Consider the following 3,694-nt stretch of genomic DNA (forward strand, 5'->3'; position numbering starts at 1 on the left):
CCCTACCTTTGTAAGAGGGCTAGGGTGGGGTAAAATTCTATGCAGCTAGCCCTTCTGGCAAGCTTCGCTAACACAAAGAATTGGTATGACAGATTTTGTGATTGCTACTCTGCGAGAACGCTTTCAGCGAACACTCCACTTCGTTACGTACTCCGAAACGGAGAAGCAAGCTACGCAATGACATAAATAATTTTTGCTTAAGCATTTATTCCCATAACCCAAATTGATAAAATCAATAACTACTATGAAATCAACAGACATACTTATTTTACAAGCCTTCCTTAACGCCCTTCCCCAACTGGATAAACCCTTACCAGATGAAATCCAGAAACAGTTAAATGAATTTGGCGAAACACTCACAGTTAACTCGACAAATGTTGGAACATTAGATACCATTGCAAAAACTTACCAGCCATTAAATACATTTTATCAAACAGAGTTAACATCCTTAGTTACAATTGGAGCAGAAAAAAGCAAAGGAATTGAAAATTTACCACCGGAGGAAAAGCCTAATCAAAAGATACCAGAGACTATCAATACAGCTAGGGATGTATTCAATGATAAAGACTCAGTAGCAGCTGCGAAAAAATCTAAACAACCAAGGAATATTTTTAAACGACTTGGTAATATTTTTAAACGACTTGGTAATTTATTTACTGGCAATCAATAAAATGTCAAATCCTACTAACATTATTTTTCCTACTATTGACTTATTCCTCTATGACTTAAAAGATGGTTTAGGTGAAGATGAAACAATCATTGAGAACAAATGCAAAGTTTTCTGTAAAAAAATATTTGGTGATTTAGCAGAAAAAGACAAAATCACCTTTAACGAAAAATATGCACAAATCGAAAAGCATCGTCATAGTGAAATTGATGCTATTGATTTACTAGAAACCAGATTTAGAAAATTCGATTCTCCCCTTGATGGTTATTACTATCCTCGACAGTTCGGTGATATCTACGCTCTTTTAGTTGACTATTCAGGTAAATTAGATGCGAGTGGCAAATCTAACGATCAACCGCAAGATATCAATCATAAAATATTTGAACCGCTAAAAGCTGAAATTGAAAAGAGAATTTCTTACACATCAAATCAAACCAATCAGTCAAATCCTGATGAATCGGGAACAATTGGTCAAACTTGGTTAGCTTGGGGAAAGCTGGAAGAAAATAAAACAGATACAGAAATTGAAGATATTGCCAAAGAACTATATACCCAAGTTGTCAGTAACTACAATTGGAATCGAGATTTTATTGGTAAAGGTAAGTTATTAGGAGGGACAATTTTTGAGTTGTGGTATCAGCCAGAAATAATCAATTTAACAGGCAAAGAATTTTGGGATAAATTCAGAAGCGAAAGCCATCATATTTTAATTTGGCTATTCCCTGAAAATATCTCCGCTTCGGATATGAGAAAGCATGTTCAAACTATATATCAAGATTTTATCCGTTTATTCCACTACCGCCATAAAATAGTTTGGGCATATTATCAAAGCCGATTTTTAAAAGCTACTCTCAAAAAAGAGTTTATTGAAATTCAAGAATCTATAAACAAAGCACGAAAATTACAGGAGCAACTAAATACAGGTAAATTAAACTTAACTCAATTACAAGCCACTTTAACTAATACCTTAATATCTTTATCCGACTATACAATTGCACTCAACTATCTCGACGATCAAATTCGCACGATCGCAACCAATCTCGAAAACTATAAATATCGATTAGAAAAAATTACTAGCGAACATCAAGGAAGCAACTTAAGCTGTCTCGGAGAATTCAACCAAAGCGAGATATACGCCAAAAAATATCTACAACAAGCAAAAACAGACTATGCTAACCTGCTCCCAGGATTAACCGTAATCCAAAACCTTAGCAGTACCCTCCAGGGGATAATTCAACTAGAACAAACAAAGAGCGATCGCAAACTCGATAATACGATCGCACTTGTCGGTATAGGATTAGCAATCAGTGGTTTAACAGCTACCGTTGCCACACAATATTTACCTAAGCCAGAACATCAGTATTCTACAGGCTATGACTTCAGCGTACTGTTGTCACCAGCTTTTGGCTTAAGCCTTATTGTCAGCGCACCATTTCTACTGGCTTTAATTTATCGTGTCAGCGCACCATTTCTACTGGCTTTAATTTATCGGTTTATTCGCCGCTAATAAGTGCCTAATTTAACCAAGCAAGCATCATATCTCAGACAATTACGGAGAATTAAATATTCGCTTCCCTTAGCGATCGCCTGCCTCAGCATCGATAATCTTACTACCAATATTTTGAATTTTCTTATCACTATATCATTTAAAAGGGTGGGGAGACCCTACCCCTACAATATTTTGGAGAATTTATTTCTTGGTGTTCCCTTATGGTGTGCGATCGCATGATGCATTAAGCTCCGCTTCTGTCACCTCCCCTCTCCCCGTTTTCCCAACACCCTGTTAAGATTGATGTGTTCAAGACCCCAAAACCACAACTAACCAGTGTAGAATAACAAAAGTGCTTAATTTTTAGGTGTTTTCTGAATTTTGAATACTGGACTTTGACGAGTTGTATTAGTAATAATTAAAATACTATATTTATTGTCAAAGCAACTACTGTAAATCTTACTGTTTTGTTCGATAATAAATTAGTAAGTTTTGATGATTTGGTTTAATTAGATTTAGTTTATGCCAGTCATCGGAAATATCAGTATAATTATTAATTAAAAAGACCAATTATCAAAGATAATGCAAGTTCTAAAAAGAGCCATCAAACCAGAAGTTTATATATCATTCCTCCACATGTACCCAACCACTTGGGGAACTGCTGGTGATATTTGTTTAATTCGTGAAAGTATCGCAAAATCAAGTGTATCAAAGTTCGTAGGTCACAAACTTCAACTAGCACTTCCAAAAGGATTGGAACGCGATCGCTTGGTTGGTTGTCCAATCATCAAGGTTGCTGGTAATGTAGGTGAGGGAAATCCAAAAGACCACAAGTCGGAATGGGAGGTTTATGTAGGAGTGGATCGAGAAATTGCGATCGCAGCTCTTAAACCTTGGGGTTTCACTCTAATTGATGTGGATACCAATGTTCCCTAACTATAGGGATTTTCATATAAGTTAAATACACTTATATTGCTCCCCTTCCCTATTCTGGGAAGGGGTTGGGGGTTAGGTCATTATATTGGATACAATCGAAAATCGCTATTTTATTCTAAAAGGTTATCCCTGACTCAAACCCACATTAAAGAGCTTGAATCCACTCTTTAATCTCGTATTCAGTCCAAATTTGGTGTTGCCAATAAGGGTCATTTTCTACTAACTGACGCACGACATTTTCGCTTTCAGCTTCGTAAATTGCAAACACTTTTGTCACATCTTTAGTAGGACCAATTGTCATTAAAACACCAGATTCTTTTTGTTTCGCTAATCCATCGAGATGTGCTTGACGATAAGGGGTACGTTTTTCTAAAACGTCTTCGCAATAGCTTCCCCACATGATGTATTTTGGCATGAATTTAAAAGTTATGAGTTGTGAATTATGAGTTATGAGGCAATACAGTTCAGTTAAGCATTTCTTCCTTCTCTTCCTACCCTTCGGGTAGGCACGAAGTGACTTCCAAAGGTAGCCGCTCCGCGTCTAAGGCGTTCTCTGCGTCTACCTACGGTAGATACGAAGTAGCTTCTGTTGGCGATAGCCG

4 protein-coding genes are annotated in these 3,694 nt (G+C 36.8%); 3 read left to right on the forward strand and 1 reads right to left on the reverse strand.

What is annotated here, in order from left to right; translation table 11 throughout:
- Positions 1 to 244 precede the first annotated feature (244 nt).
- The 3 genes from CK510_RS27750 to CK510_RS27760 all read left to right on the forward strand — a co-directional run bounded on the left by CK510_RS27750 (position 245) and on the right by CK510_RS27760 (position 3,092).
- Positions 245 to 670, forward strand: coding sequence for a hypothetical protein (locus CK510_RS27750; protein WP_095724721.1), 426 nt, complete (start codon positions 245 to 247; stop codon positions 668 to 670).
- Position 671: 1 nt separating this feature from the next.
- A complete protein-coding gene (locus tag CK510_RS27755; protein ID WP_211293328.1) occupies positions 672 to 2,174 on the forward strand; it encodes a hypothetical protein in 1,503 nt (500 codons plus the stop codon).
- Positions 2,175 to 2,738: 564 nt separating this feature from the next.
- Positions 2,739 to 3,092, forward strand: coding sequence for a hypothetical protein (locus tag CK510_RS27760; RefSeq protein ID WP_095724722.1), 354 nt, complete (start codon positions 2,739 to 2,741; stop codon positions 3,090 to 3,092).
- A 145-nt stretch (positions 3,093 to 3,237) separates the two neighbouring features.
- Here the strand turns inward: CK510_RS27760 and CK510_RS27765 are convergent, their stop codons facing one another.
- Entirely contained in the window at positions 3,238 to 3,507 is a 270-nt protein-coding gene (locus CK510_RS27765) for a YciI family protein (protein WP_095724723.1), read from the reverse strand.
- Positions 3,508 to 3,694: the final 187 nt, after the last annotated feature.

This window comes from Brunnivagina elsteri CCALA 953 (assembly GCF_002289455.1).
Classification (GTDB): domain Bacteria; phylum Cyanobacteriota; class Cyanobacteriia; order Cyanobacteriales; family Nostocaceae; genus Brunnivagina; species Brunnivagina elsteri.